Source organism: Epilithonimonas sp. (assembly GCF_032054305.1).
Taxonomy (GTDB): domain Bacteria; phylum Bacteroidota; class Bacteroidia; order Flavobacteriales; family Weeksellaceae; genus Epilithonimonas.
The window spans coordinates 164,555-191,160 of sequence record NZ_DAMBSX010000003.1; the positions used below are offsets into that span (position 1 = coordinate 164,555).

General features: G+C 34.7%; 19 protein-coding genes. 4 read left to right on the forward strand and 15 right to left on the reverse strand.

Annotation, left to right across the window (positions count from 1 at the left end; genetic code table 11):
• Positions 1-8 precede the first annotated feature (8 nt).
• From atpH to RTX21_RS07645, 6 genes are all read right to left on the reverse strand, one after another.
• Entirely contained in the window at positions 9-545 is a 537-nt protein-coding gene (gene atpH, locus RTX21_RS07620) for an ATP synthase F1 subunit delta (protein ID WP_312766591.1), read from the reverse strand.
• Positions 546-550: 5 nt separating this feature from the next.
• Entirely contained in the window at positions 551-1,048 is a 498-nt protein-coding gene (locus tag RTX21_RS07625) for a F0F1 ATP synthase subunit B (protein WP_312766593.1), read from the reverse strand.
• 86 nt (positions 1,049-1,134) lie between these two features.
• Positions 1,135-1,326: an ATP synthase F0 subunit C gene (gene atpE / locus RTX21_RS07630; protein ID WP_027384648.1), complete on the reverse strand. Its 192-nt coding sequence runs from the start codon at positions 1,324-1,326 to the stop codon at positions 1,135-1,137.
• 35 nt (positions 1,327-1,361) lie between these two features.
• Positions 1,362-2,480 (reverse strand): F0F1 ATP synthase subunit A, encoded by a 1,119-nt coding sequence (gene atpB, locus RTX21_RS07635; RefSeq protein ID WP_312766595.1) that lies wholly within the window; start codon positions 2,478-2,480, stop codon positions 1,362-1,364.
• Positions 2,481-2,540: 60 nt separating this feature from the next.
• Positions 2,541-2,912, reverse strand: a complete 372-nt coding sequence (locus RTX21_RS07640; protein WP_312766597.1) for a hypothetical protein — start codon at positions 2,910-2,912, stop codon at positions 2,541-2,543.
• The gene (locus tag RTX21_RS07645; protein ID WP_089770082.1) at positions 2,896-3,150 is read right to left on the reverse strand and encodes an AtpZ/AtpI family protein; all 255 of its coding nucleotides are present in this window, start codon (positions 3,148-3,150) and stop codon (positions 2,896-2,898) included. Before RTX21_RS07645 ends, RTX21_RS07640 begins: the two co-directional genes overlap by 17 nt.
• 446 nt (positions 3,151-3,596) lie before the next feature.
• On the opposite strand from RTX21_RS07645, the gene ffh reads away from it, so the two are divergent.
• Positions 3,597-4,961 (forward strand): signal recognition particle protein, encoded by a 1,365-nt coding sequence (gene ffh, locus RTX21_RS07650; protein ID WP_312766599.1) that lies wholly within the window; start codon positions 3,597-3,599, stop codon positions 4,959-4,961.
• Between the two features lie 125 nt (positions 4,962-5,086).
• Here ffh and RTX21_RS07655 read toward each other — a convergent pair whose 3' ends face one another.
• Positions 5,087-6,538 (reverse strand): SusD/RagB family nutrient-binding outer membrane lipoprotein, encoded by a 1,452-nt coding sequence (locus RTX21_RS07655; RefSeq protein ID WP_312766601.1) that lies wholly within the window; start codon positions 6,536-6,538, stop codon positions 5,087-5,089.
• 19 nt (positions 6,539-6,557) lie between these two features.
• Complete coding sequence (locus RTX21_RS07660) at positions 6,558-9,593, reverse strand: SusC/RagA family TonB-linked outer membrane protein (protein WP_312766604.1); 3,036 nt, start codon at positions 9,591-9,593, stop codon at positions 6,558-6,560.
• 190 nt (positions 9,594-9,783) lie between these two features.
• Between RTX21_RS07660 and RTX21_RS07665 the strand changes: the two genes are divergently transcribed.
• The 3 genes from RTX21_RS07665 (at position 9,784) to RTX21_RS07675 (ending at position 16,666) form a co-directional block, all read left to right on the forward strand.
• On the forward strand, positions 9,784-12,684 hold the full coding sequence (locus tag RTX21_RS07665; RefSeq protein WP_312766606.1) for a T9SS type B sorting domain-containing protein: 2,901 nt from the start codon (positions 9,784-9,786) through the stop codon (positions 12,682-12,684).
• Between the two features lies 1 nt (position 12,685).
• Positions 12,686-13,279, forward strand: coding sequence for a ribonuclease HII (locus RTX21_RS07670; protein WP_312766608.1), 594 nt, complete (start codon positions 12,686-12,688; stop codon positions 13,277-13,279).
• A gap of 228 nt (positions 13,280-13,507) precedes the next feature.
• Complete coding sequence (locus RTX21_RS07675; protein WP_312766609.1) at positions 13,508-16,666, forward strand: UvrD-helicase domain-containing protein; 3,159 nt, start codon at positions 13,508-13,510, stop codon at positions 16,664-16,666.
• A 277-nt stretch (positions 16,667-16,943) separates the two neighbouring features.
• Here RTX21_RS07675 and RTX21_RS07680 read toward each other — a convergent pair whose 3' ends face one another.
• The 7 genes from RTX21_RS07680 to RTX21_RS07710 all read right to left on the reverse strand — a co-directional run bounded on the left by RTX21_RS07680 (position 16,944) and on the right by RTX21_RS07710 (position 26,579).
• The gene (locus tag RTX21_RS07680) at positions 16,944-18,830 is read right to left on the reverse strand and encodes a transglutaminase domain-containing protein (protein ID WP_312766611.1); all 1,887 of its coding nucleotides are present in this window, start codon (positions 18,828-18,830) and stop codon (positions 16,944-16,946) included.
• Between the two features lie 93 nt (positions 18,831-18,923).
• Positions 18,924-20,804, reverse strand: coding sequence for a DUF3857 domain-containing protein (locus tag RTX21_RS07685; RefSeq protein ID WP_312766614.1), 1,881 nt, complete (start codon positions 20,802-20,804; stop codon positions 18,924-18,926).
• Positions 20,805-20,819: 15 nt separating this feature from the next.
• A complete protein-coding gene (locus RTX21_RS07690; protein ID WP_312766616.1) occupies positions 20,820-21,329 on the reverse strand; it encodes a ferritin in 510 nt (169 codons plus the stop codon).
• A 106-nt stretch (positions 21,330-21,435) separates the two neighbouring features.
• Complete coding sequence (locus RTX21_RS07695; protein WP_312766619.1) at positions 21,436-21,810, reverse strand: hypothetical protein; 375 nt, start codon at positions 21,808-21,810, stop codon at positions 21,436-21,438.
• A 101-nt stretch (positions 21,811-21,911) separates the two neighbouring features.
• A complete protein-coding gene (locus RTX21_RS07700; RefSeq protein ID WP_312766621.1) occupies positions 21,912-22,901 on the reverse strand; it encodes a hypothetical protein in 990 nt (329 codons plus the stop codon).
• 220 nt (positions 22,902-23,121) lie between these two features.
• Positions 23,122-25,776, reverse strand: coding sequence for a 4-alpha-glucanotransferase (locus RTX21_RS07705; RefSeq protein ID WP_312766623.1), 2,655 nt, complete (start codon positions 25,774-25,776; stop codon positions 23,122-23,124).
• A 71-nt stretch (positions 25,777-25,847) separates the two neighbouring features.
• On the reverse strand, positions 25,848-26,579 hold the full coding sequence (locus RTX21_RS07710; protein ID WP_312766625.1) for a hypothetical protein: 732 nt from the start codon (positions 26,577-26,579) through the stop codon (positions 25,848-25,850).
• Positions 26,580-26,606: the final 27 nt, after the last annotated feature.

The following is a 26,606-nucleotide window of genomic DNA, read 5'->3' on the forward strand; positions in this document are numbered from 1 at the left end:
GTTTTTTCTTAATTAAGTTGAAATTCTTTTTTGATATTGCTCAGCTTAGTTCTTACTGAAGCATCAATCTGCTGGTCACCGATTCTCAGGATATAACCTCCAAGAATCTCCGGTTTGATAATCGTTTCCAAATCATAGTTAGAAACATTCACTATTTTGGAATCAGCGATGATTTTATTGATATTATCTTGTGATAAAGCAGTTGCAGAAACCAAAGTAATACGCTGTGTACCTTTGATATCTTCTACTTTATTGATGAATTCTTGAGCAATATTTTTAAGCTGTGCTTCTCTCCCCTGTTTGATAACCAATCTGATAATGTTTTTAGAAACGGGAGAAAAATCTTTGAATATTTCTAAAGCAATCGCTTCTTTCTTTCTTGAATCAATGATTGGCGTGTTCACAAACTGATTCAGTTCTTTAGAAGAAGACATTATTTTCACAATATCCTTCATCTCTCCGAAAACAGCTTCCGTATTACCAGATTCCTGAGTGAAATCCAATAAACCTTGTGCGTATCTTTTAGCTACTTTAGATGTTAACATCCTGATTAGTTAAGGTTAGATTTGTTAAGAATATTTTCTACCAAAGCGTTCTGAGCGCCATCATTATTCAATTTCTCTTTTAGGATACTTTCAGCGATGTTCACAGACAAAGTTCCGATTTGAGTTTTGATGTCTGCCATTGCAGCGTTTTTCTCAGTTTGGATAGACTGTCTTGCAGCTTCAATCATTTTTTCTCCTTCTACTTTAGCAGAATCTTTAGCTTGATTTACGATTTTGTCTTTCATTTCTCTAGCTTCTTTCAAGATACCATCTCTTTCTGCTCTAGCTTCACGAAGAATTCTTTCGTTATCTTCTTTCAACTGCGCCATCTCTTGTTTAGCTAATTTAGCTTGATTAAGAGCATCGATGATAGACGTTTCTCTCTCGTCGATAGATTTAAGAATTGGTTTCCAAGCAAATTTTCCTAATACAAAAAGTAATACTAAGAAAATGATGGACTGAATGATAAATAACCCTGATGAAAACTGATGAAGTAATTCCATTATATAGTGAGATTAATTTTTATAAATTTTTAAATTAAACATTGTTGCAGCCAACCGCTACAACAATGTTTATGATTTTGTTTGGCTTATGATGCGAATAACGCAGCGAAAGCAACACCTTCAACTAGTGCAGCAGCAATAAGCATAGCTGTTTGGATCTTTCCAGATTGCTCTGGTTGTCTAGCGATCGCTTCAAGAGCAGCAGCACCAATTTTTCCAAGACCGATACCTACACCTAGTACAATAAGACCTGCACCAATAATTCTAGGGATTTCCATAATATATAATTTAAAAAATTGTTTTTATATTTTAATTAATGATGAGCGTGTTCGTGCTCGTGTTCTTCAACAGCCATACCGATAAACAAAGCTGAAAGCATTGTAAAGATATAAGCCTGCAAGAACGCTACTAATACTTCTAATAAATAAATTACAAATGTCAAGAACGGGAATGCAACTCCAGCGATCCAATTTTCGAAAATGTAAATTGAACCGATCAAAGTCATTACAACGATGTGACCTGCTGTCATATTTGCAAAAAGTCGAATCATCAATGCAAAAGGCTTAGTCAAAGTTCCCAACAATTCGATTGGCATCATAATAAACTTCATTGGAACAGGAACTCCCGGCATCCAGAAGATATGTTTCCAATAATCTTTTGAACCTGAGAAAGTCGTGATCAAATAAGTCATAATTGCTAAGAAAAATGTAATAGCAATATTACCGGTTACGTTAATCCCGAAAGGCATCAAACCTAAAACATTCAGGAATAAGATGAAGAAAAATACCGTCAACAGGTAACCCATAAATCTCTTATACTTATGTCCGATGTTTGGAATTGCAATATCATCTCTTATGAAGATAATGATCGGCTCTAGGAATTTCGCAGCACCACTTGGAACAAGAGATTTTTTGTAAGACCTAGCCATTCCTCCGAATAACACGATCATTAAAACTGCAACTAAAAAAATAACCAAAACACTTTTTGTAATAGACAAATCCAAAACTCTTTTTTCAGTTGGGTGATGGTCTTTATCTAATGTTATAGTTCCTTTAGAATCTGTTCTGTAGATCTTTTCGTGATGAAGTATGTAGAATTTACCATTACTTTCTACCGGAGAACCGTGAATGAACTCGTGCCCATCCACACCTTCAGTATTACTCATAAAGAAATGAAATCCTTCATCATAAATAATTACCGGCAAAGGAAAACCAATGTGATGACCGTCTTTGACCATCAAGGCAACATCGTGAGCATCCAAAATGTGATGGTCTACGAATTCTTTAACTTCCTTGGTTCTCTCTTCTTTTCCAGAAAGTTCCGGAGTTTCAGTTACAGGTTTACCGTGTTGATTTTCAACATTTTCGTGCTGCGCAAAAGCTGTAGCAAACATTAATAAACTGTAAAATAAAATTGCCGTTTTCTTTAGCATCGGTAGATTTTTTTTTCGTTTTGCAAAAATAGACTATTTTTTCTCTTTTAAAGAATATTTTTACTGTTTTTTGTCATAATTAATTAAGCGGATTGCATAGTAGGTAAGCAACGCTGTCAGAACAAAATACGGGATTATAAAATGAAATTTGTAATCCGGAATCTCATCGAAATGAAGCTTATTTTTAATCAGATACATCATTCCAAATTTCACAAGAATAAGACCTACCAAAGCCAATCCGAGGAATTGCGGGACGATTTTGTTAATGAGAACAATCAATGTCAACATCATCATGAAGATGATTGCCAAAAACAAATAAAACTTGATAATAATAACTTCGTCCAGATGTAATGCAAATTTCCAGATTGCGAAATGTACAATAAATGTGAGAAAAAATATCACACTGATAATTAGGTTACTTTTGTTTTGCATTGTCCTGTTCTTCTTTATTTAAAATTTCGAGTCTCTTCAAGGTTGTATATAATGAAAGGCAAAGTCCACTGAGTCCAATTACCAAAACCAAAACATTGGAACCTGTTTCGAAATACAAATCCAACTGATGCCCACCCCAAAATGCAATTCCAATAATAAATAACATCTGAAAAACAACAGACGAATACTTTCCATACTTTCTTAGAGAATCGGAGGCGTTATTTTTTTTATCTTCCAATTTTTGATTTTTGCAAAAGTAAGGAAAGTATTTTATCTTAATTCTTATTGGAGATTTTAACACAAAGCGCACAAAGATTTCCTTTGACATTATTGAAAATATTTTAAGGGCACAAAGGCGCTTCGCTCAGCAAAGAAATTTAATTGTTACATCTAGTTTGTCATTCCGCAGGAATCTAAACTCAGCTGTCGAGATTCCTGCGGAATGACAATATTATATTTATTACCAAATGTTGTTTTTACGTACAATCTGCAGCCCGACTTGAGCGGAAATCCTTTTTACGCAACGTAAGTGGAGTGAAAAGATTGGGAGCGGAAGGCGGATTAAGCTGCCCCAAATAAAATAAATAATAGCTGATAAGTGATGATTGATAATTCTAGAGAGTGATTCTGTAACTTTCGCTTAAATTTTCTTATTTTTGCAACCTTAAATATCTTATTAAAGTTATGTTTAACAGTTTACAAGACAAGCTAGATAAAGCGCTTCATAATATTTCCGGACGTGGAAAAATCACGGAGATCAACGTTGCAGAAACGGTAAAGGAAATCCGAAGAGCATTGGTGGATGCCGATGTAAATTATAAAGTTGCCAAAGACCTTACTAAAAGGGTTCAGGACAAAGCGATTGGAGAAAACGTTTTGACATCGCTGACACCGGGACAATTGATGACGAAAATTGTTCACGACGAATTGGTAGATTTAATGGGTGGTTCTCAGGAAGGAATCAACCTTTCCGGAAAACCAACTGTGATTTTGATTGCTGGTCTTCAGGGATCTGGTAAAACAACTTTCTCCGGAAAATTGGCCAACTATCTGAAACAAAAAAGAAGCAAAAAACCACTTTTGGTAGCTTGTGACGTTTACAGACCTGCAGCGATTGACCAGTTGAAAGTTCTGGGAACTCAAATCAATATTGAAGTTTATACGGAGGTAGAAAATAAAAATCCTGTTGCGATTGCTGAAAATGCGATCAATTATGCAAAATCGAATGGGTTCGATACAATCATCGTGGATACGGCTGGTCGTTTGGCGATTGATGAGCAAATGATGAACGAAATCAAGTCTGTTTATCAAACGATTAAACCGACTGAGACACTTTTCGTTGTAGATTCGATGACGGGACAAGATGCTGTGAATACTGCAAAAGCCTTCAACGACACTTTGAATTTTGACGGTGTTGTTTTGACCAAATTGGATGGTGATACCCGTGGTGGAGCTGCGTTGACAATCCGTTCGGTTGTAGAAAAGCCAATCAAATTTATCTCTACCGGAGAAAAAATGGAAGCGCTTGACCTTTTCTATCCGGAAAGGATGGCGGACAGAATCCTTGGAATGGGAGATGTTGTTTCCTTGGTTGAAAGAGCTCAGGAACAATTTGATGAAGAGGAAGCTAAGAAACTTCATAAGAAAATTGCCAAGAATGAATTTGGTTTCGATGACTTCTTGAAGCAAATCAACCAAATCAAGAAAATGGGTAATATGAAGGATTTGATGGGAATGATTCCGGGTGTTGGAAAAGCTATCAAAGATGTGGACATCAATGATGATGCTTTCAAACACATCGAAGCAATCATCCACTCTATGACTCCTGACGAAAGAAGAAGACCTTCTATCATCAACGTCTCAAGAAAGCAAAGAATTGCAAAAGGTGCAGGAAGAAAATTGGAAGATGTTAATTCTTTAATGAAGCAATTTGACCAAATGGGAAAAATGATGAAAATGATGCAAGGTCCTCAAGGTAAACAAATGATGCAAATGATGAGCAAAATGCCGAATATCCCTGGAATGGGCGGTGGATTGTTTGGGAAGTAGAATTAATAATTTTATAAAAATAAAAAACTCCGAAGCTTTAACTTTGGAGTTTTTTATTTTTAATATTAGATTAAAAAAAACCGCATTGCTGCGGTTTTTAATATTGAGATATATTTAACTTATTTTTAGTTTTTATCCCAAAATACTTTTGTAGTCAATTTATCACCTCCTATTGAAGCACTTCCCGCCGCATAGTTTGATGGATTTGCAGTCACTTCTCTAATAGGATATTGTAACCTTACTGGAACTTTACCCTCTGCTTGAGATACTGCTGTACTTGGTGCAATAAGTACCGGATAATCCAATCTTTTCCAAGTATTCCAAGATTGATTACCTTGATTAAATAGAGCAACCCAAGCTTGCTCACCAATTGATTTTTTCCAATTAGAAGCATCATATGGTTTAATCGATAAATAAGCCGTTGCATCTGAACTTGTTAATCCCCATTGCTCAAAAGAAGCAGTTACAGCAGTATTATACAATGTTGCTGGGCTTCCAATCCCCCATCTAGCAGCAGCTTCGGCAAGATAAAATGCTACTTCTGTATAATTCATAACTATACCTGGTTCTGTTGGGCTATATGCAAAATCTCCTATTTGTGTATATGTTTCGAATGGAGAAGGAGTACCTATTACTCCTCCTGAATAGGGTGTTACGTTATCTGCAAAATATTTAGTTCTTCTAACATCATTTGTACCATTCATATAATCAATGATTGTTCTCCCAGCAACAAAATCATTTCTACCATTTGCCACTAGGTTTGCATAAAGTTGACTATAGTTAGGTGCACTTGATTCATATTGAATTTTGCAATCGTCAGCAAATGATGTCATAACACCTGCAGCTATTGCATCCGTTACAGTAGTTTGAGCCAAAGCAGGATTGGAATCGGCTATTGTAATTCCCATTTTTAACAATAAGGAGTTTCCAAAAGTAATCCATTTATTGATATCTCCTTTATAGAAATTATCACCTGCAGCTAACGTTCCAAAATTACCACCTTGTTTCAAAGCAGAAACATCAGCCTTAACCCTTTTAATCAAATCAATATAAATATCTTCAGCTTTTGAATAAGCAGGTAAAGGATTATTAGCTAAATCATTAGAAGTTGTATAAGGAATATCTCCATATGTATCAACTAAATCTTGATAAGTAAAAGCTTGTACAATATCAATCAAAGCCAGTTGATTTCGCTTAGTTGCTGGCCAAGAATTCACCTCTGAAGGTGTAGGTTGATATTCATTAATAATTTTTTTAGCTTCAACTAAATTTTGCAATACATTTACATAACTATTTGTCCAAACAGTGTTAGAAATATTACGAGTTACAAAGTCATAATTACTTTCGTCGGCATAGGTAGTTTCCTGCCAGTACTGCATTACTAACCTAAAATTATTAGTGTTGACACTTGGTGTGTTATAGTAATCTGCTAAATTTTTAGTTGAATAATTAAGTAGTGAATACGGGACGGTCGTATATGCACTATTTGGATCTTCGTTAAGATCTGAAGTACTACAGCTAATAAGAACCGCTCCAATACCAATAATCTTTAATGTATTTTTAAATAAATTTTTCATTGTAATTATTTTTTAAGAATTAAAAATTAGCCTTTAAGTTAAACGAAATAATTCTACTTGTAGGCATAACTCCAGATTGGAAACCTTGAGAGTTACCAGAACTCAAACCAGCTTCTGGATCTGCATAAGGAACATGCTTTTGGATAATCCAAAGATTATTCCCTATAACACTTAATGTTAAATCTCTAAAAAATGTATTAGACAATAAACTTTTTGGTAAGGAATAAGAAATAGAAGCCTGTCTAAGTTTTACAAAAGAAGCATCATAGACAAATTCTTTAGCTGGCGCATATCTATATCCATATAAACCATAGTTGTTACCTGAAACTCTAGTAGTATTCACAGAACCATCGGCCTTAACACCAGGCAATATCACTCCACCTCCGTTAGCTAATGTATTTCTTATAGGATTTCCTAAATCATTAAGACCTGCTGTTTCAGGGTATAAACCAGTTGCTAAACCATAATATTGGTCAAGTGAAAAAACACTTCCTCCTTGTTTAACATCGATTTGAAAACTCAATGAGAATGATTTATATGTGAATGTATTCGTAACCCCCCCAAACCAATCAGCTTGCATATTACCTATAACATTATCTGTAGTTGAGCTAACTAAATATCTACCATTAGCTCCAACAGTTTTTTGACCATTAGTATAAATAAAATCAGTTCCTTTGATAGTTCCATACAAATCATCTAAACTAGCATTAATTGTAACACCACCTTGGTAAGATCCTAAAGTAATATTTTCTACACCATCAGCAAGTTCAGTAACTTTAGTAATAGGATTAGACCAATTAGCATCAATATTCCATCTGAAATTTTCTGTTTTAATTGGCGTCAGATTTAATGAAACTTCAAAACCTTTTGTTCTAAGATTTCCAACGTTTTTCACTTGTGAGCTAGAACCAGTTCCAAATGATAAAGGTAATGCAAGAATTTGATCGAATGAATCATTTTGGAACCAAGCGACATCAAACCCTACTCTATTTTTAAAGAATTGAGCATTTACACCAAATTCAGTTTGTTTAGATCTTTGTGGTTTTAAATCAGGATTTTTAGCCGATGTATTATAATAATATACTGGTGAGCCACCAAAAGCAGTTTGTGCGTAATATTGATTTTGCAACTGGTTGGCTCCTGTATCAGATCCTACTTCTGCATAAGAACCTCGTAACTTACCAAAACTAAGAATACCCCCTTTCAAGAATTCCCAATTAGAGAAAACAACACTCGCAGATCCTGAATAGTACCAGTAGTCATTATTTTCTGTTGGTAGGGCAGAAGACTCATCCCTTCTTAAGGTTCCCTCAAGATAATATGTCCCTTGATATCCTAAACTAGCTTGTCCAAATATACCGACAATTTTTTTTGTCGTATCAATAGTAATTGGAATAGCAGGTGCTGCTGCAGAATTTGAAACCGTATATAAGCCAGGAATTACCAATCCCCCTTCAGTAGATTGAGAATTAGAATAAAAATCTTGAATATTAATATTAGAACCTAAAATCCCTGTCACATCCAATTCTCCAAACTTATTTTTATAAGTGGCTAAGAAATCATAATTAGTTTCTTTTTGCTTAATATTCATAACAGCAAAACCGGAAGGTTGCTCTATACTAGTAGCACCAAACCCCATTAGTTCAGAAACGGAACCAACAGCTTTTCTTTCCTCCATTCTCATGTTATAGCCATCTGTACCAACTCTGGCTAATAAATTAATATGAGGTGTTACATCATAACTTAGACTAAAATTTCCAGCAAATCTATCTCTAGTATCATAAGAGTAGTTTTCATACCTCTGAAAATAAGGATTATTCCAATACAAAGGCTTCAAATTTGTAGGAGATGTTATGTTCCAAGAATAATTTTGTTGTGACTGATTATAAAAATCTCTTTGGTCATAAACATCAACATTGGTTTGCCACCATTGTCTAAAACCAGAAATTAAGTTACCACTATAACCCGTATTATTTCTACCAGTAACTTGTTGGCTAACATATGTCGCTCCTAGCGTACCTGTTAATTTATCTGTTATTTTATAACTCGCATTACCATTAAATGTATTTTTATTTAGTCTAGAATTAGGTAAAATATCATTACCGTTCTGGTTTTGATAAGATAATCTAAAAGTTGCTACATCATTTCCATTTGAAAAAGAAACACCATTGTTGTACATTGTTCCTGTTTCAAAAAAAGATGATGGATCATGTGCTCCAGCTAGCCAAGGAGTTGCTCTTCCTAATGTTGCAGATCCAGGTATAAAAGCGCCATATTGCCACACTAAACGATTAGGATCAAAGGCTGCGCCGTATGAAGCATCTTCAGAAAAAGGAACAATATTATTGAGAGAGCCACCATAATCATTCATTTGTTGATTTTCTGAAGCTCCATAATAATATCCATATCCTCCACCATATTGTTTCTGATATTCAGCAAATGTAGTTTTATCAATATTAGAAACCGCAATGGAGGAATTAAATTCTAAACCTATTCCTTTAGATTTTTTACCTTTCTTTGTAGTAATAATGATAGCTCCGTTTTGTGCTCTTGAACCATACAATGCAGTTGCAGCAGCTCCTTTAAGAACGTTAACATCAGCGATATCATTAGGATTAATGTCTGAAATGGTATTTCCAAAGTCAAATCCAGGTCTACCATTTAAAGTTTGTGCCGATGTATTATTATTAGCATCTATTAATGGAACACCATCAACTACATATAAAGGAGAGTTTTTCCCCGTCATAGAACGATACCCCCTCAAAACGACATCAACAGATCCAGCAAAGTTACCAACCCCTTTAACCTGTAAACCAGAAACCTTACCTGCCAAACCTGAGGTAAAATTGGTCACTGGATTTTTAGCCAGATCTTCTGCGCTAACTTCTTGAGTTGAATAACCAAGAGCTTTCTTTTCTCTTTTAATACCTAAAGCTGTCACTACAACACCTTCGATATTTTGCGTATTCGCTGTATCTTGTACCGCTTGTGCAGAAACTACTGCAAAAGACGACGAAAGAACTATTGCCAACACGCTTGTTGTTAATTTTTTCATATCAAATCAAATTTTTCAATAGACAAAAATGCAAAACTTTATTAATATATACAATACAATTTGTTAAAACTTTGTTAAGAATTAACATCTATTTATTATTTTAAGCATAATTTCAAATAAAAAATTCTAAATGAGAATTGTGGAATAATAAATATCGGATAATTATCACAATATTCTTTAATTTTGAAAAATGATTATAAGAACATACAACTTAATAATTTTTTTGATTTATTGTTTACCTTTTGCTCAAACATTTTCAGGTGCTGGAGGCGAAATTCCTAAAAATGATTATCAGATATATGATATGGGCGTAACAGGAGTTGGAGAGTTGAACACTACCTATGGTTTAGAAAAAGTCTGTATAAACATTCTTTTTCCAACTGATGAAAATATTAAAGTAGCACTAAGATCTCCGTTCGGGTCGATAACTTACCTAACTCAAAATAATGGTGGACAAGGCTCCGACTATGCAAATACTTGCTTCGATGATAAGGCCGATGAATATATTTTTCAAGGCTCCCCGCCATATAATGGAACCTATATTCCAGAATCATCTTTAGGAATTCTTAATAATAATCGATCTGGGAATGGTACATGGTCTCTACTTATATTTAACGACTCCAATAAAGTTGGTCAATTGATAAGCTGGAGCCTCACATTCGGTAATAATCCAGCACTTCCTCCTGTTGTTCCGGGAGTTCCTAGTTGTTACTCAGCCTTATCTACCGAATGCAATAATGCTACCGACCTCTGCGATTTCAAGAATGCGTATTGTGGTACATATGATACAAGTAGTGGACCGCCATATACAAAACCCCGCAACACGTATTTTAGATTTAAAGCTGGCGAACTCTCCGCTCGTTTTATGGTATGGCTTAAAAATGGTCAGCCTGACAGAACTCCCAATGGTCCTATTCCGATGTATTTTAAATTAAATATATACAAGGGAGATTGCAATACTCTGACAAGTAATAATCTGATAACATCATTTAACATTCCGTATAATCTTGATAAAGATTATACATATTATATGTTAAGTCTTATAACAGAAAGGTGTGAAACATATACTGCTGTAGTTACAGGAACTGGAGGAGACTGTACATTTGATTATGTTATACAACCAGCTTCAGGATTAGACACAAAGGAAATAATTATTGCACCTGATGCTCCAACCATATGTTCAGGAGATTCAGTTGATTTGAAAATAACTCAGGGATGTGGTCCTTTTATATGGAGTCCTGCTCTGGGGCTAAATACAACAACTGGAGATATAGTTACTGCATCTCCTACCCAAACTACAACTTATACTGTTACTTCAATCGGTCCTTGTCCTAAAACAAAATCAGTGATTGTAAATGTCGTACCAAGACCGATAGCAAACGCTGGCAATGATCAACAAAAATGTTCAAATATTTTTGAAATGAATGCCAATAGTCCTGACACGGGTGAAGATGGACATTGGGAAGTTATTAGCGGAACAGTATCCCCAAGTAATTCTGTAAATCCTAAACAAATATTTATTTTACTGTCTAATAAAGCTATACTCAGGTGGATTGTTAAAAATAATTATTGCTCATCGTCGGATGATGTGATGATTGAAAATACCCTTCCACCCAATGTCAATTTAAATTTTAATTATATTACTCCGGTATGTATTATAAAATACAATGAATTAAATCCTAATCTTAACCCACAGTTTTTACATGGCGGCATATTCTCTTCATCTTCGGGATTAAGTATCCACCCCTCAACAGGGGTTATAGATTTAACAAAATCTCTTCCCGGTAGTTATATTATTAATTATACTATTTATATAAATTCGATTTGCGGGAATGCCATATTTGCTACTACTTTAGAAATAAAACCATATTTAGACCCGGTAGTTGATTTCATATATCCTTTCGCAATATGCAAAGATGCAGGTATAGTTTCACCTACATTGCCTTCAAATTTTAAAATAGGAGGTATATTTTCATCATCTGCTGGACTTGATATAAATGCCTCGTCTGGCTTAATTAATGTCAATAATAGCCAAGTTGGGATTTACACTATAAATTATAAATACCTAGGTTCATTAGACGACTGTTTCTCTCCTAAAAGTTACAGCCAGACTATTTCAATTTCTTATAAACCAGATTATAAGCCTAATTATGAAGATACAAGCTGCGATGCAAATGGAAAAGGAATAGGGTCATTTAATCTAAATAGTTTAAAATCAAAATTAACATCAGAGGCTAATCCCAATATCAAATTTTACATTTCATTACAAGATGCACAAAATGAGGAACACGAAATTATAGCCAACTTAAATAATTATAACAATACTATTGCTTACAGTGATAAAATTTTTGCAAGCATTAAAGTAAGTGGAAAATGTACTGTCTATTCTGAAATTACTCTCACAGTTTATAAAAACCCTTATTCGGATATTTTAGGTGAAGGGCCATATTACCTATGCAAAGGAGAAAGTGTAAGTTTGAACGCTGGCGCTGGCTTCAAATTCTATTCTTGGTCCACAGGAGAAAGCGGGCCTTCAGAAGCTAGTGTTAATATTCAGCATTCCGGAAGTTATTGTGTCACTCTAACCTCTAATTATAATTGTACTTATACTCAATGTGTAAATGTTATAGAAGTCGAAAGTCCTATGTTTAATTTTGAAATAAATTCAGACTATGTTATCATAAATGTAACTGAAGGAAATCCTCCTTATGAATATTCGATTGATGGAATGAACTGGCAAGACGACAACAAATTAAAATATGAAAGAGGTGGATTATTTACAATCTTTGTAAGAGAGAAAACAGGCGTAAAATGCATCACCAGTAAAACTATAAACATTCCGTTTATTCCAAATGTTATCACTCCAAATAATGACGGTCTAAATGATTTTTGGGATTTGACAAGCTTAGCATACTATAATCTACCCATCAATGTCAAAATTTATAACAGACAAGGAAAATTAATTAAAAATGAGACTAATTTGGATGGCAAAGTAAATTTTGAAAAAGTAAAAACCGATAACTATTGGTATATTATAACAATAGAGGGCTTCGTAAATTTTAAAGGATGGTTATTAATAAAAAATAGATAGAATGCTGTTGATACAAAATTTTTCAGAAACACTTTTAGAAGCCGGCTGCGATGAAGTCGGAAGAGGCTGCCTAGCCGGACCTGTCGTGGCTGCGGCAGTAATAGTTGATAAAAATTTTAAGCAAAATTTAGTTAACGATTCTAAAACGTTAAATTTCAAAACGAGACAGAATCTCGACCTATATATTCGTGAAAATGCAGTGGATTTTGCCATTGCAGAGCTTTCTCCCGAATTCATAGACCAGCATAATATATTAAATGCTAGCTTACACGCTATGCATCGTGCGCTCGACCAATTGAAAACAAGACCTGAATTGATTTTGGTTGACGGCAACAAGTTCCATCCTTATAATTACATACCACATCATTGTATCATCAAGGGTGACAGCAAATATCTTTCTATTGCCGCTGCTTCAATCCTAGCAAAAAATTATCGTGATAATCTAATGATTCAGCTTCACGAAGAGTTTCCTGACTACGGCTGGAACACAAATTTTGGTTATTGCACAAAAACACACCAAAAAGCCTTGAAGAAATTCGGACCGAATATTCATCATAGAAAATCTTTCCGCCTGGATTATGATGTGGAAATCTAACACACCAAATCGAAAACTAAAAAAACCATAATTCAATTAATATTTTAAAGCAAATAAAAACCATTTGATTTAATTTCATCAGATATCTTAATATCGAACGAAGGACGAACATAGGATATAGAAAGGACGAACAAACCCAAGTCAAAATTTACACTTTCAGATTCTTGATTTTCATTGTGTTTCTTTTGTCTTGATTATTGTATCATATTTCTTTTATCTTTGTTTACTATGCAAAACTCATATACAGTCATCAACGCTTCCGCCGGATCAGGGAAAACCTATCGCCTGGTTCAGAGTTTGCTGATGATTTGCCTTAGATTTCCGAATCAGTCAGATGCCATAAGAACTATTCTGGCATTGACTTTTACCAACAAGGCAGCCAAAGAAATGAAAGAAAGAATCCTTTTCTATCTTGGCGAATTTGTAAAAGAGAATTATCCCGAAAATCAAGACCTCAAAAATATTCAAGAAGCGCTTGCTGAAAAAGGTTACAGAGTTACTCTAGAAGACTTGAATTACCGTTCGCAGAAAGTCCTAGATTATATTTTACATCACTACTCCACACTCAACATTGGCACGATTGACAAGTTCAATTCCCGATTGGTAAAGAGTTTTTCTTATGAATTGGGATTGGCTCAGAACTTTAATTTAGAAATTCAGCCGGAACCATATTTGATAGAAGCAGTTGACAAAATGCTGGACGAAATCGGAGAAGACGAGACCGTTTCCGATGCTTTTATGGATTATATCAATTATAATCTAGATAATAATGAAAGAATCAATCTGAACCAAACGCTTTATAATTCGGCGAAGAAATTTGTGAGCGACGTCCATTATCAGCCTTTGCAGGACAACAAAGATTTTGAATGGCAAGCTTATGAGAACAAAAAAAATGAACTCCGAGAAAACATTAATTCTTACAAAATAAAATCGCTTGAAATCACAAAAAAAGCTTTGGAATTAATCAAAAATCGAGGAATTGAAATCGAGGACTTTGCAAGTGGAAAAAGTGGAATTGGTGGATTTTTCGTCAATATTCTGGAGTTCCATAAAATTAAAGACAAGAAATTTCCTTTCCCTACAACATCAGAAGACTCTAAAATTGAAACCTTCCTAAAAGGTGCTTCCACAAAAGGAAAACACAAACAATCTGAAATTTTGGAAATCCTTCCTCAATTGATTTTCTGGCGAAGGGAAATCATCGACCTTTATATTAATTCTCAGAAAAAAGAAAAAGTTCTGCAAGCGATTCTTCCTTTGAAAGTCAATGCAGATATTCAGAAAAAATTATTGGAGATCGAGGAAGAAAATGATTTGGTTCTACTTTCGAAATTCAATATTCTGATCAATGAAAATCTCAGGAATGAACCTTCAGCTTTTATTTATGAAAAAGTAGGAACACAATTTCAACATTATTTTTTTGACGAGTTTCAGGATACATCATCGATGCAATGGCAGAATTTTTTGCCACTTCGTGATAACAGCATCACCTCAGACAATACAAGTTTTACCATTGTTGGCGACCCTAAACAAAGCATCTACAGATTTCGTGGCGGAGAAAGTGAATTAATGTTGGATATCATTAATCAAAAAGAGATCACTCCGAAATTCGCTACTCTGGAAAATCTTGAGTTCAATTGGAGAAGTGCGAAGAATATTGTCGATTTTAATAATCGATTGTATGATTATATGTCGCAGGATCTGAATGAAGAGCATCAGAAAATATTCGGAGAAAATGCTGTTCAAGGGGCAAAATCCAAATTGGAAGGTCGAGTGAAAATTCATCTTTTGGAGAATTCTACCAAAGATGTTTTTTATGAAGAAACTGTAGAAAAAATGCAGAAGGACATCCAGGAAAGTCTTGATAATGGTTTTGATTTTTCTGATATCACCATTCTTTGTCGGGGAAATTCTGATATTTTCAATTATTCTCAGTTATTAGGAAATCTGAAAGTCAATTACAAAGGAAAAGAAACTTACATCAAAACAATTTCCGAGAAAGGTTTGACGCTTGATTTGGCATTTACTCTAAAAGCTTTAATTGAATTCCTTAAATGGAATCTAGTTCCGAAAAACCGTCAGTTTCTGGTAAAGATGATGTACTTTCTGAATGTTTCCGGAAGAATTAAAATGACAGACTTCACTTCAGAAATCAAAGAAATTCTGAGCCTTGAATCAAAAACAGAAATTGAAGACTTTATTGATTCAAAATATAATCTAAAGCTTGTCCAGAAAGATATACCTCAGCTGAATCTTTATAATTTCATCGAGTATTACGTTCACGAATTTTCTGTCGACAATAAAGAAACTGATTTTCTTCTGAATTTCCTTGAAATGCTCCATAATTATACTCAAAATGCAGGTGCAACATTAAAAGAATTCTTGAAGTTCTGGGAAGATGAAGCTTCAAAGATCAGCATCCAGGCGAGTGAAAATGTAGATGCGATCCAGATCATGACAATCCACAAAGCAAAAGGTCTGGAATTCCCGATCGTTTTCATTCCGATGAGAAATGAAAATAGCGACAAGAAATTCTCCGAATGGTTTGACCTTGACAGCCAGGATGAACTTAAAACTGTTATTCTAAATCAATTTTCTCCCGAACTGGAAAGATATGATGAGGAATTGGCCAACTTTAATTCAATCAATTCTTATCGAAATAAAATTGACCGTTTCTGCATCCAATACGTTGCAACAACTCGACCTGTGGAACAGCTTTTTTTCTATCTGGAAAAACCGAACAAGTCAGCCAATCATTTGGAATTATTTGATTTTGTAACCCAGTTCCAGCCAACAGAAAACGGCGAAAAACTTGATTCTTTCGATATATTTGAAACCTCAGCGGAATCATTAAAAAAACAGAAACGAGAAGAGAAAAAGGAATATGTATCGGAGAACATCTATTCTATTTCACAACCGGCAGAAAAACCATCGGATATAGAGATCGCGACAACATCCAAAAGTTATCAGAATCGTGTAGAGCACGTAAGAATGGGGATTTTCACGCACGAGATCCTATCCAGGATCAAAACTAAAAAAGATGTTTCCAAAGTTCTCAATTCCTATCTTCTGGAAGGAATCATTGCCAGCGAAGAAAAACGATCGATCCTTGAAAGAATTGAAAATGTTCTGAATCATAAGGATTACTCGGGATATTTTGAAGATGACCTTAAAATCATCAACGAGAGAGAAATGTTCTCAACAGAAAATGAGCAATCAAAAACTTATCGTCCAGACCGATTGATAGAAACCAAAGACGGCATGATTATTATTGATTTCAAAACCGGAGAAGAAAAGGAGAGAGACCAAAAACAGGTTGAACTTTATAAAAACAAACTTGAGCAGTTTGGGAAAAAGGTTATTAAAACAGATGTGGTCTACATCTAGTTTTCCCGCATATGCTTTACTGCGCTGCTATTGCCTTTCCGACGTTCCGGAAAGCTTGCTGCAGGGGTGCAACATACTTTCGGGAAGCAATGAAAGTTTGTTGCTAGGGTGCAGGAAAGGTTCGGGAAATTTTACAGGTCGCTCCTACGGAGCTTGGGCTATTTTGTTTGCTTTTCTATTAACAGGTCGTCGCTCTGCGACTTTCATGATTCATGTTCAATAAAGTTCATTAATATTATAAAACAAATCCCGAGAAATAATTCCTGGGATTTGTTTTCTATTTCTTAACAGCTGTTACAACCTGACCTTCCATCTTTGTTATATTATCAAAGATCTGTTTGAACGCGGGATAATATTCTTTCGGATAAACCGGGTCTTCAACTGTTGTTGTGGTTTCTACTGTGAGTTTATTTCCTTCTTGTGTTACTTTATAAACGTACTGAATTGCATTGTCTTCTGTTCTGAATTTTTTGGACTTAGGGACGTTTTCAAAAACATAACCATCGGGTAAAGTGACCGTCACTTTTTTGATCTTGTCATAACCCGTTATCAGTTCAATTGGCGAACGTCTTTCTTCAGCCTGATCAAATTCATGGGATTTATTATATAGGAATAATAATGGATTGAAAACCATCTTTCCTCCAATCCCATCTACAAAACTATCAGAATCAAAATTAAAACTGGTCTGGAAATCATTATTGTCCAACAATTCTGTCTTGATATTGGTAAAAGGGAATTTGTATCTTTCCTTATACCCTGTGTTTTGGTAATCTGTCTTGTCCTGATCATAACTTTCATTATTCATCATGGCATAAAGTTGTGTATCTCTGTCTGAGAAGGTCCCCGCAACTGTTCCATCCGGATTCAGCTTTGCATCTACGGTAAGGTAGGTTGTGCTCTTCTCGGGACAAAGTACATTGATCTGCTTGGCATCAGCTGCTGTCATTACATATCCAAAATAGTTAAGTGCGGCCGGACGAATGATATTTGGCAATGTCATTTTTGACGTTGCATCATACAATGCCGGTTTACCATTGATCTCTGTAAATGCCAGGACATAATTTAACATCGCTATACTAGGAGAATAAGAAGTTAGAAGCCCTCTTCCAATGGTAGAAAGCAACACTGGTTCCGCATTGATGTCAGCACTTCTCATCAGCAATATCAACAGAAGATTGATCTCCGCAGAATTTCCGACTTTTGTATTGATCAGGTTTTTGATCCCTTTATCTGTAAACGCCGCATAATCTCTGTTCCAACTATATCTTGTTTGTACAAATTTCAGAATTGCAGCAGCTCTTTCTGCAGGGTCCTTTATAGACTTAATTTCTTGAGGAAGCAATTCTTTGACGAGGTTGGTTCTTTTTAGCTCATCACCAAAATTTTCATCTTCATAAAGTTGCTTTCTTATATCATTCCAAGAAACCCCATAAGATTTGTACCCTCCTTTGAGTCCGCTTTCATAGATGCTTCCGCCTCCTGTAATAGGAAAGTCCGTGGAATTGAGCTCAGCTCTTATTGATGTTCTGTAGTTATCTATATTATTTACATATTTTTCATTTCTATAAGGTATCAGATCTTTATATGCAAAACGATAAGTTCTGCAATCCGCACCATACAAAACCCTTTCACTTACATCTTGGTTCACAGGTTTCAAATCTCCTTTATAATTGATATTATAGCCATAGTACCTTGGAGCATCAAAGATATATTCACAATAGCGGATCGGAACCTCATCTTCGATCATAACTCTCGGTATCACATAGATCCATGGTGAAAGCACGGAATATTTGTACTCTAAAACAGAACCATCTTTTACATTTTCGAAAGCAAATTTTGTAACCGTCGTATTTTTGGTTTCTTTGGACTGGTATTTAGAGTTTTTATCAACAGATGTTGTAGCTATTTTCCCATTCTCCAAATTGTAAGTATTTACTTTAAGAGAGGTTATTTTTTCACTGGTGTTATTTTTTCCGTTATACGTTGATATTTCTTCTTCTAAGAATTTTTTCGCATCACCTTTTTTATATATCTTGACTCTACTGATCACATCCAGATGCAATTCTCCTTCCGTGATATAATAATGATATGATCGGTAAAGTACCTCGGCAGCTTCTGAAGGATTCTTGGCATAAGATGTTAGTTTTAAATCTTCTATGTCCAATTTTGGCGGATCTAGGAATTTTTGAGAAAAATATAAATTTGAAACTAATAATATAAGGATTGATAAATAAGTTTTCATAAGTTGTTATTGATATTAAATCTTGGTTATAAGTATTTTTGTATGGTCTATTTTATTGGTCTGTTTTCGGAACTTGATATAATCAGAGATCTTATCAGCCGGGAAAACGCCTTTCTTCAACATGAATTTTCTTTTGATCAATAATTTCTTGTCCTGTGGAATAAACTCCATCGAAAAATTCCCGAACTCTGAATCTATTTTGGCAGGCATTGGATTTTCTGCGAATTTGTAGCCTTCCGGAATTGTATATTCTATTTCATAGTCATCTGTGAATCCAAAAGGAATCTCTATCGGTAACTTTCTTTCAGAATCCTCCAAATAAAAATCCGAATCTATAAAAGGAATCGCTCTGAAGTAAATATCCGAGCCTAAAGATTTGGAATAATTGGCTGCCTTGAAATTAAAATCAAAATTGATATTAGCGTTATCTCTATCATTGATCAGATTCTGAATGTCGATATTGGAAAACTGAAGATTATCATAACGATGTTTCAGAACATCTTTTTGTTCCACAGGTGTTAAAGACAAAATTGGCATCGACATATCATATAAACCTCCTGAATAAGAAAACTTAGATGTAACATCCAAATTATTATCCGCTGAAATATTGGCCTTGATTCTTAAAATCTCCTTATTATTCTCTGTTATGGATTTTGGAGTATCTACAATTTCTGCCGTATTTTCTTTTATCATCACCACATTTCTATCAGTTGTGCGATAGCTCAAATGGTTGTACGCTATTCTTTGGGATGTATTTTCCAACCAGATATTTCCTTTTTCTGTTGGCACACAAAGAATCACGTGATTCCCGTCCATTCTTGGAAAATCTTTATCAAAAAGCTTCGGTGTTTCATCCATATAGATTACGGAATAATAAGAAGGAATTCCTGCAGCTTTCAGAAGAACTCGCATATAATTGGTCAATGCTTTACAATCGCCATAACTTTTCTTTCTCACATCTTCCGCTAACATAGGTTGCCATCCGCCAATTCCCAATGCCACAAAAACGTACCTGGTTTTGTTCTGCATATATTGATAGATGGTTTTGACTTTCTCCTCTGTAGTTCCCTGGAGATTCAGCGCATTAACTTCCTGCTGAATCTCTGGTGTGATTTTAGATGCTGGCTCCAACAATTCGTTATACCATTTTCCAAAATTTTGCCAATTGGACATATCCCCTTTCTTACCTTTGAGTGTGAAATTATCCAAAGCAAATTCTGCTCTCGGCATCAAGGTCATTGGGTTGGGAGAATATTTTTCTTCTAAGATAGCCGGAATATTATTGTAAGAAACAGAAAAATTATTATCATCTCCCTGGAAAGTGATTTTACCGAAATCCGTATCTTTTATATTACGTCTTAATTTGATTCCAGATTTGTTTTCAAAACTGTAAGATGATTTTTCTATTGCGGTATTGTAACCATAAAAAGTAACAAAAGGATTTAGAAACGCTGTATCAGAAGAATCTTCATCATAATTCAATTCAATCGTAAAAGGATAAGTTGTGGAAATGATTTTGAGATACAACATTCGGGATTCTGTGTACAACTCGAATCCTTCCGAAGAAGAGAAATCTGAAAAATCTTTTTTGGAATAGGTTTTAGATAATTTCCCAAAAGCATCAAAAGTTCTCACTTTGATATCACTTACCCGATTCGTTTTGTCATAAGGAATCTTCAAAATGCCATAACCATCTCCAGCTTTGTTCATAATCGTCAAAACTTTTGTGAAATGAGTATCCACTTGGCTCACCGAATTCACAACAGATTTCTGTTCATAATTTCTTACAACTACATCTGCATTTTTTACGAGTTCGGGCGGTATGTTTGTAATACCATAATTCTGTGAAAACATCTTAACAGATATCAACACCAATAGGGTTATTAGTTTTTTCATTATTTGTAAAAGAAATTAATTGGTCGTATCTGGAACAAAAACCCTTTGCGCCAATTCCTGGTCAAAAAGATATAATGCTGATGGATTATCGGAAACCATTTTTATTTTTGTAACGTACTGAGATGCGCTAGCCTCCTCTTCTACCTGCTCATTGATGAACCATTGCAAAAAAGATGTTGTCGCAAAATCACTTTCCTCATTGGCATTTTTAACAATATTAAAAATACTTTTCGTCACGATTTTTTCATGTTCCAAAGCTTTTTCAAAAATATCGATTGCATTTTCGAATTCGTGTGGTGGTTTTGGAATCTCTCCTATTACAATTTCTCCTCCTACATCGTTCAAATAATCAAACATTTTATCTGCGTGCATCAATTCTTCTTTACTCTGAACTCGAAAGTAATTCGCAATTCCATCAAGGTCCTTACTAGAAAACCAAGCAGACATAGATAGATAATATTGTGCGGCATATTGTTCTTTTGTAATTTGTTCATTGATAAGTTTAGCAATTTTATCGGTAACCATAACTTTATTTATTTTTTTATGAAATTTTAACTTTAAAATCCAAATATAAAAAAAAGAGCCGTTAAAAAATAACGACTCTCTCTGAAATTAATCACTAACTAAAAACTTATTTCACAACTGTGGCATCAGCTTTTTTTCTGTCTTTGAATTGAGCTTTTCTTTCTGCCATTTTTTTAGCCTTCAACTCTTGGAATTTTTTGAATTGCTCTGGTGTCAAGATTTTCTGCATTTCAGCTTCATTTTCTTTCATCTTCTGCATTCTGTCTTCTTTTTTGGCTGTCATTTCTTGCTTTCTCTCAGCCGCTTTGGATTCGTGTAAAGCTTTGATCTGTGCAACTTGAGCATCAGTAAGATTCAACTCTTGTTTCATTTGCTGTAAACGTTCAGCTTTTTTCTGTGAAAAGTCTGCTTTTACTGTAGTTTGCGCAAATCCGAAAACACCTAGTCCAAGAAACGCTGCGCTTAAAATTAATTTTTTCATTTTTTTGATTTTAATATTTATAAATTTTATCTGTTGGTTTGATTTGTTATAATTTATAATGTTAAGTTATTGATATTATAAATTTTTGTTAAATCTTAATTTTATCTAGAAGTGAATCTCATTCCAGAGTTTCTGCTGTTGTTTTCAGACTTCGGAGTAGAATTTCGTTGATTATTATTTCTGGTTTCAATCTTTCTCTCAGAGTTTTGATTTTGTCTGATTCCATTGCCTTCGTTTCTAATGTTTGGAGAAGGTTGATTTCTTACATTATCAGACTTACTTCCGCTTCTTATTCCTCCAAAATTATTATCTCTTGTTCCACCAGAATTTCTGATTCCTCCATTTTCATTTCTAACACCACCGTTTTCATTCGGTCTAATTCCTCCATTTTGCTGATTTCTGATGCCATTATTTTCAGAACCTCGGATTCCTCCCCAATTATTTCCATTTGAACCACTTCTTGGATTATCATTTCTGATTCCGTTATTTCTGGTTGGATTTATCATTCCTTGATTTCTGACATTTTCTCTAAATCCTTCTCTGAAATTTCCTCGGTTCACTTTGTAAATATTGATATTCACATTTCTATAAACTGGTCTTACAGGATATCGCCTTGCGTAGAAATTGACGCAACGGTTTCTGTAATAAACAAAAGGACTCGCACCACGGAAATAATTATTTTGATACACTACAAAGATTCTAGGACCAAGGATATTTTGCAAAGCATAGAATCTATCATAATACCATCTGTCCGGATTCCATCTGTAATATGAGTTCCAAGCATCGTAGGAAGCAAAACGATTATTCAGCATCATAATCTGATTGATTTGGAACGGGCTCAAACGGTATTGTACAAAAAACTGATTCCAGTTCACAGAGAAAACCGCGTTTCGGTAATCGTTATAATAACCTTGGTAATATTGGTCTGGGTAATAATCCGTTGGATAGTTGTAATAATAATCGTCCGGATAATCGTAAGAGTTATCATAATATTCGTAGCCGTTATATTCGGTTGGGTAAGTATCGTAATAATCTTGTGCTGAAACCAGTCCACCAAAAATAATCGCAAGCGTTAAAAATATCTTTTTCATTTTCTTTTATTTTAAAAATTAAGTTCGAAAATTCATTTTTTCCTTGAAATGAAACTTTCTGTCTTTTGGATATTGACGGATAATAAAAGTTAAACGAAAATTTAGATTTCGAATTAAAATTCAATTCAAAATCAAATTTAACACTGATAATCAAGCTAATAATTTTCAACAAAAAAGCCTTTCAAAAATTTGAAAGGCTTTTAATTTTATTTTTTTTGGATTAATATCTATCACTATGTTCAACCCAGCTTGCAATTTTTTGGTTGAATCTGTCTTTAGTTTTCAAATCCTCCAAGTTCAGGTGCATTCTGTATCTCCAATAATGTGGGAAAACCGCAGGATTATTGATCCTTTCCTCGTACATATTTGGATTCATCAATTCTTGGTCAGTCGCCAAAAATTCCTGAATCGGGAAAATCGCTAACATTGCATCGGTATAAAGATGCTGTTTCATTATCATTTCTGACAATTCCGGAGACAAATCCCAAGGCGCAGTTCCATATTGCCCCAATTGATTATTGAAATATTTTTGAGTCAAATTTCTATCCTCGTGCCACCATTGTCTAAGCGTAGAACTATCGTGAGAAGAAGCAGTAACGACATTAAGATAACTTACATTTCTCGGGTCATACCAAGGAATATTTTCTGAAGGCATTCTTTGAACTTTCAAAGCGGTGATTGCCAATTTATCCATTACAACCGGAACTGAATCCGGAACCAATCCTAAATCTTCACCACAAATTAACATCGTAGTAGAATTCAGTAAAGCTGGAAGTTTTTCCATTGCTTTCTGATACCAAAGTCCATCCTGACGTTTGAAGAAATAATCGTTGTAAACATCATTCAGTTTCGCTTTTTCCCAGTCAGGAAGATATTTGTAAGAGGTAGTCTTAGCAATATTAAATCTTGGATGATAAACAACACCGTTTTCTGTTTCTTCAGTTAAGAATAAAACATTTCCGGCCAGAGAAATCAATTTTTCTTCTGCCCAATCCCAAGATTCTTTCTTGAAATAATCGGTTAATTTTCTCTGCGTATCAAATTCCGTTTTGAAAGTATAAACGCCGTTATGATGATTATCGAAGAAATGATTCTGAACTTTATCTTTCGCATCTCCAAAGTTTTCCCAAAGAATCGGGTCATTCACAAATGGTTTCACATAACGGTCAAAGTTAAACGGAATCTGTCTGTCAGCAAACTCTTTTTCTGTAACAGGAAGCGCCGGATAAAAATAGCCTAACAAACCTTGAGTCGCAGAAATCGGCATTCTCCAGATTCTGAAAAAGCCAAGAATGTGGTCAATTCTCATCGCATCAAAATATTGTTCGAGGACTTTGAAACGTTTTTTCCACCATTGGTAGCCGTCTGCTTTCATCACTTCCCAATTATAGGTCGGGAATTCCCAGTTTTGCCCCAAATCCGAGAATTGGTCTGGCGGTGCACCAGCTTGGAAATCCATTCCGAATAATTCAGGCTCTGTCCAAGCTTCTACAGAATATCTATAAATCCCAATTGGCAAATCTCCTTTTACGGAAATCCCTAATTGATGAAGATATTCTACAGCGTCTTGTAACTGCAGATGCAACTGATACTGAATCCATGCGTGAAGCATCAGTGGAGCATATTCTTTATGTTTCGGAGAATAAAGTGTCGCTACTTTTCCCGCTACATATTTTTTATGAGTCTTCCATTCATTAAAATTCGGAGTTTTGTATTTGTCTCTCAAAACACAGAATGCGGAATAAGGCATCAGCCATTCCTCATTATCTTTAATGAATTTTTTGAAGTTTTTATCTTTAAGAATTATGTCTCTGTTCGCATCGAAAACAGCTGTTGCATATTTCCATTTCCCGGAAATCATCTGCTCGTAATCAATCAAAGACAATGCATTCAGTTCTGCTTTTTTCGCTCGATAATCTTCAGCCAAATCTTTTGGCAAAGCATATTCTAATTTCTCAACCGAAAGGTATTGCGGATGAAGTGCATAAACAGAAATCGCAGCGTAAGGATAAGAATCTGTCCAAGTGTAATTCGCAGTTGTATCGTTAATTGGCAAAATCTGAATTACAGACAATTTGGTTTCATTAGCCCAATCTCCCAGCTTTTTGATATCCGGAAATTCTCCAACTCCGAAACCATCTTCCGTTCTCAAAGAGAAAACTGGAACTGCAACGCCTGCAGAATGCCAAAGCGTATGATTATCGAATTTGAAATAATGGTCTGCTTTCACATAAAGAATATCGTTGTTCGGATTTCCGAAAACCCAACGATTTTCGCTAGGTTCTATGTAAAAAATTTTTCCTGTATTTTTATCTTTTATTGCGTATTTGTAAAGAATCGTTTGATGAGAATTGATTTCTACGCCGGTTTCCCACACACCATAATCGGTTTCATTCAGTTCGATTGCCTTTTCGTAATCCCAATTTCCCAAAGCATCTACATTCCCAATTAAAACCAATTGCCAATTCGGATGATAAAGTGGCGCCTCTATTCTGAAAAGATGAGTATGTTTCTTGACAACCGCTGATTTTGCAGGTTGAAATCCTTGCAAACGGTTGTGAAGGATTTTGTTGGTCAGATAATTTTCAGGGAAATTTTTAAGATTCCATTGGTCAAAAATTACAAATTCTTTGAAGCTGTTCGGAAAATCCAGTTTGTGGAAAGGAATCTCTTCGTCCAAAACTTCCCCATCTTCGGTTACCAAAAGGTATTTGTAAAGAATTGATTTGGAAAAATAATCCAGTTCGGTCGTCCAGTTGTTATTTTCGGAATAGTCTAAGTTGTAGTCACGATGCTCTGTCTTGCCCTCAAACAGGCGCAAAACGAGTCGCTGGCCAACTTTTGTTCCGAAGTTAACACTAAAGTATAGTTTCATTTATTAAGGTCTATTAATATTGATGCAATTTAACGATTTATTGAATTACAAATAATATTCCCGTAAAAAAATCATTTTTTCGTAATCCTTTCTAAATAAGCATTAATATTATTATCCAGCGCAACTGTAATTCCGCCAATGTTTTTGGCCTTCATATACATCAGAACTTTTTCGTCTTTCAAAGCAAACATCAGAAAATCATTGAATTTTTCTGATGGTATTCCAGCTTCTGAAAAGTATTGTAGATCAATATTATTATGAATCCAAGCCAAACCTTCCTGCAGATCTTCATATTTATAAAGTCTTCTTAGACGTTTTGACTTTCCGCTAACAACATCATAAATTGCCTGAACATTCACCATTGGAGGAATTCTTATCAATGGTTTTACAATATCATCAACCGCATCAGCTGGTTTTTCACGAGGTTTTTCCGGCCCTTTTGGTAATCCTATATCTTTTCTGAGTTTTTCTTCCTGAGATTCCGCAAGATTTTTATTGATGATTTTTACTTCCTCTATCTCTTGTGGAATTTTCTCCAATTTGACTACTTGAAAATTATTATTGGTAATTACCATCTTTCCTAATTTGTAACTTTCTTTAGCAAACCGAATTTCGTCTCCCATATTCGCATTGATAGAAAATTTCCCATAAGAATCGCTATACGTTTTTTGATTAGTGGACATATTCACAATCAAAACTTTGGGAATCAACACTTCATCCTCTGACATTACATTTCCTGAAATATTCTGAGAAAAGATAAAACTCGATAAAATGACGAAAAAAATCTGTAAAAATCGTTTCAAACGCTGTTAGTTTTTTCAAAAATAAAC

Excerpts from the sequence above, each read along its gene's own strand:
- atpH (WP_312766591.1), bottom strand. The coding sequence starts at position 545 with ATGTTAACATCTAAAGTAGCTAAAAGATACGCACAAGGTTTATTGGAT.
- RTX21_RS07625 (WP_312766593.1), bottom strand. The coding sequence starts at position 1,048 with ATGGAATTACTTCATCAGTTTTCATCAGGGTTATTTATCATTCAGTCC.
- atpE (WP_027384648.1), bottom strand. The coding sequence starts at position 1,326 with ATGGAAATCCCTAGAATTATTGGTGCAGGTCTTATTGTACTAGGTGTA.
- atpB (WP_312766595.1), bottom strand. The coding sequence starts at position 2,480 with ATGCTAAAGAAAACGGCAATTTTATTTTACAGTTTATTAATGTTTGCT.
- RTX21_RS07640 (WP_312766597.1), bottom strand. The coding sequence starts at position 2,912 with ATGCAAAACAAAAGTAACCTAATTATCAGTGTGATATTTTTTCTCACA.
- ffh (WP_312766599.1), top strand. The coding sequence starts at position 3,597 with ATGTTTAACAGTTTACAAGACAAGCTAGATAAAGCGCTTCATAATATT.
- RTX21_RS07655 (WP_312766601.1), bottom strand. The coding sequence starts at position 6,538 with ATGAAAAATTTATTTAAAAATACATTAAAGATTATTGGTATTGGAGCG.
- RTX21_RS07660 (WP_312766604.1), bottom strand. The coding sequence starts at position 9,593 with ATGAAAAAATTAACAACAAGCGTGTTGGCAATAGTTCTTTCGTCGTCT.
- RTX21_RS07665 (WP_312766606.1), top strand. The coding sequence starts at position 9,784 with ATGATTATAAGAACATACAACTTAATAATTTTTTTGATTTATTGTTTA.
- RTX21_RS07670 (WP_312766608.1), top strand. The coding sequence starts at position 12,686 with ATGCTGTTGATACAAAATTTTTCAGAAACACTTTTAGAAGCCGGCTGC.
- RTX21_RS07675 (WP_312766609.1), top strand. The coding sequence starts at position 13,508 with ATGCAAAACTCATATACAGTCATCAACGCTTCCGCCGGATCAGGGAAA.
- RTX21_RS07685 (WP_312766614.1), bottom strand. The coding sequence starts at position 20,804 with ATGAAAAAACTAATAACCCTATTGGTGTTGATATCTGTTAAGATGTTT.
- RTX21_RS07690 (WP_312766616.1), bottom strand. The coding sequence starts at position 21,329 with ATGGTTACCGATAAAATTGCTAAACTTATCAATGAACAAATTACAAAA.
- RTX21_RS07695 (WP_312766619.1), bottom strand. The coding sequence starts at position 21,810 with ATGAAAAAATTAATTTTAAGCGCAGCGTTTCTTGGACTAGGTGTTTTC.
- RTX21_RS07700 (WP_312766621.1), bottom strand. The coding sequence starts at position 22,901 with ATGAAAAAGATATTTTTAACGCTTGCGATTATTTTTGGTGGACTGGTT.
- RTX21_RS07705 (WP_312766623.1), bottom strand. The coding sequence starts at position 25,776 with ATGAAACTATACTTTAGTGTTAACTTCGGAACAAAAGTTGGCCAGCGA.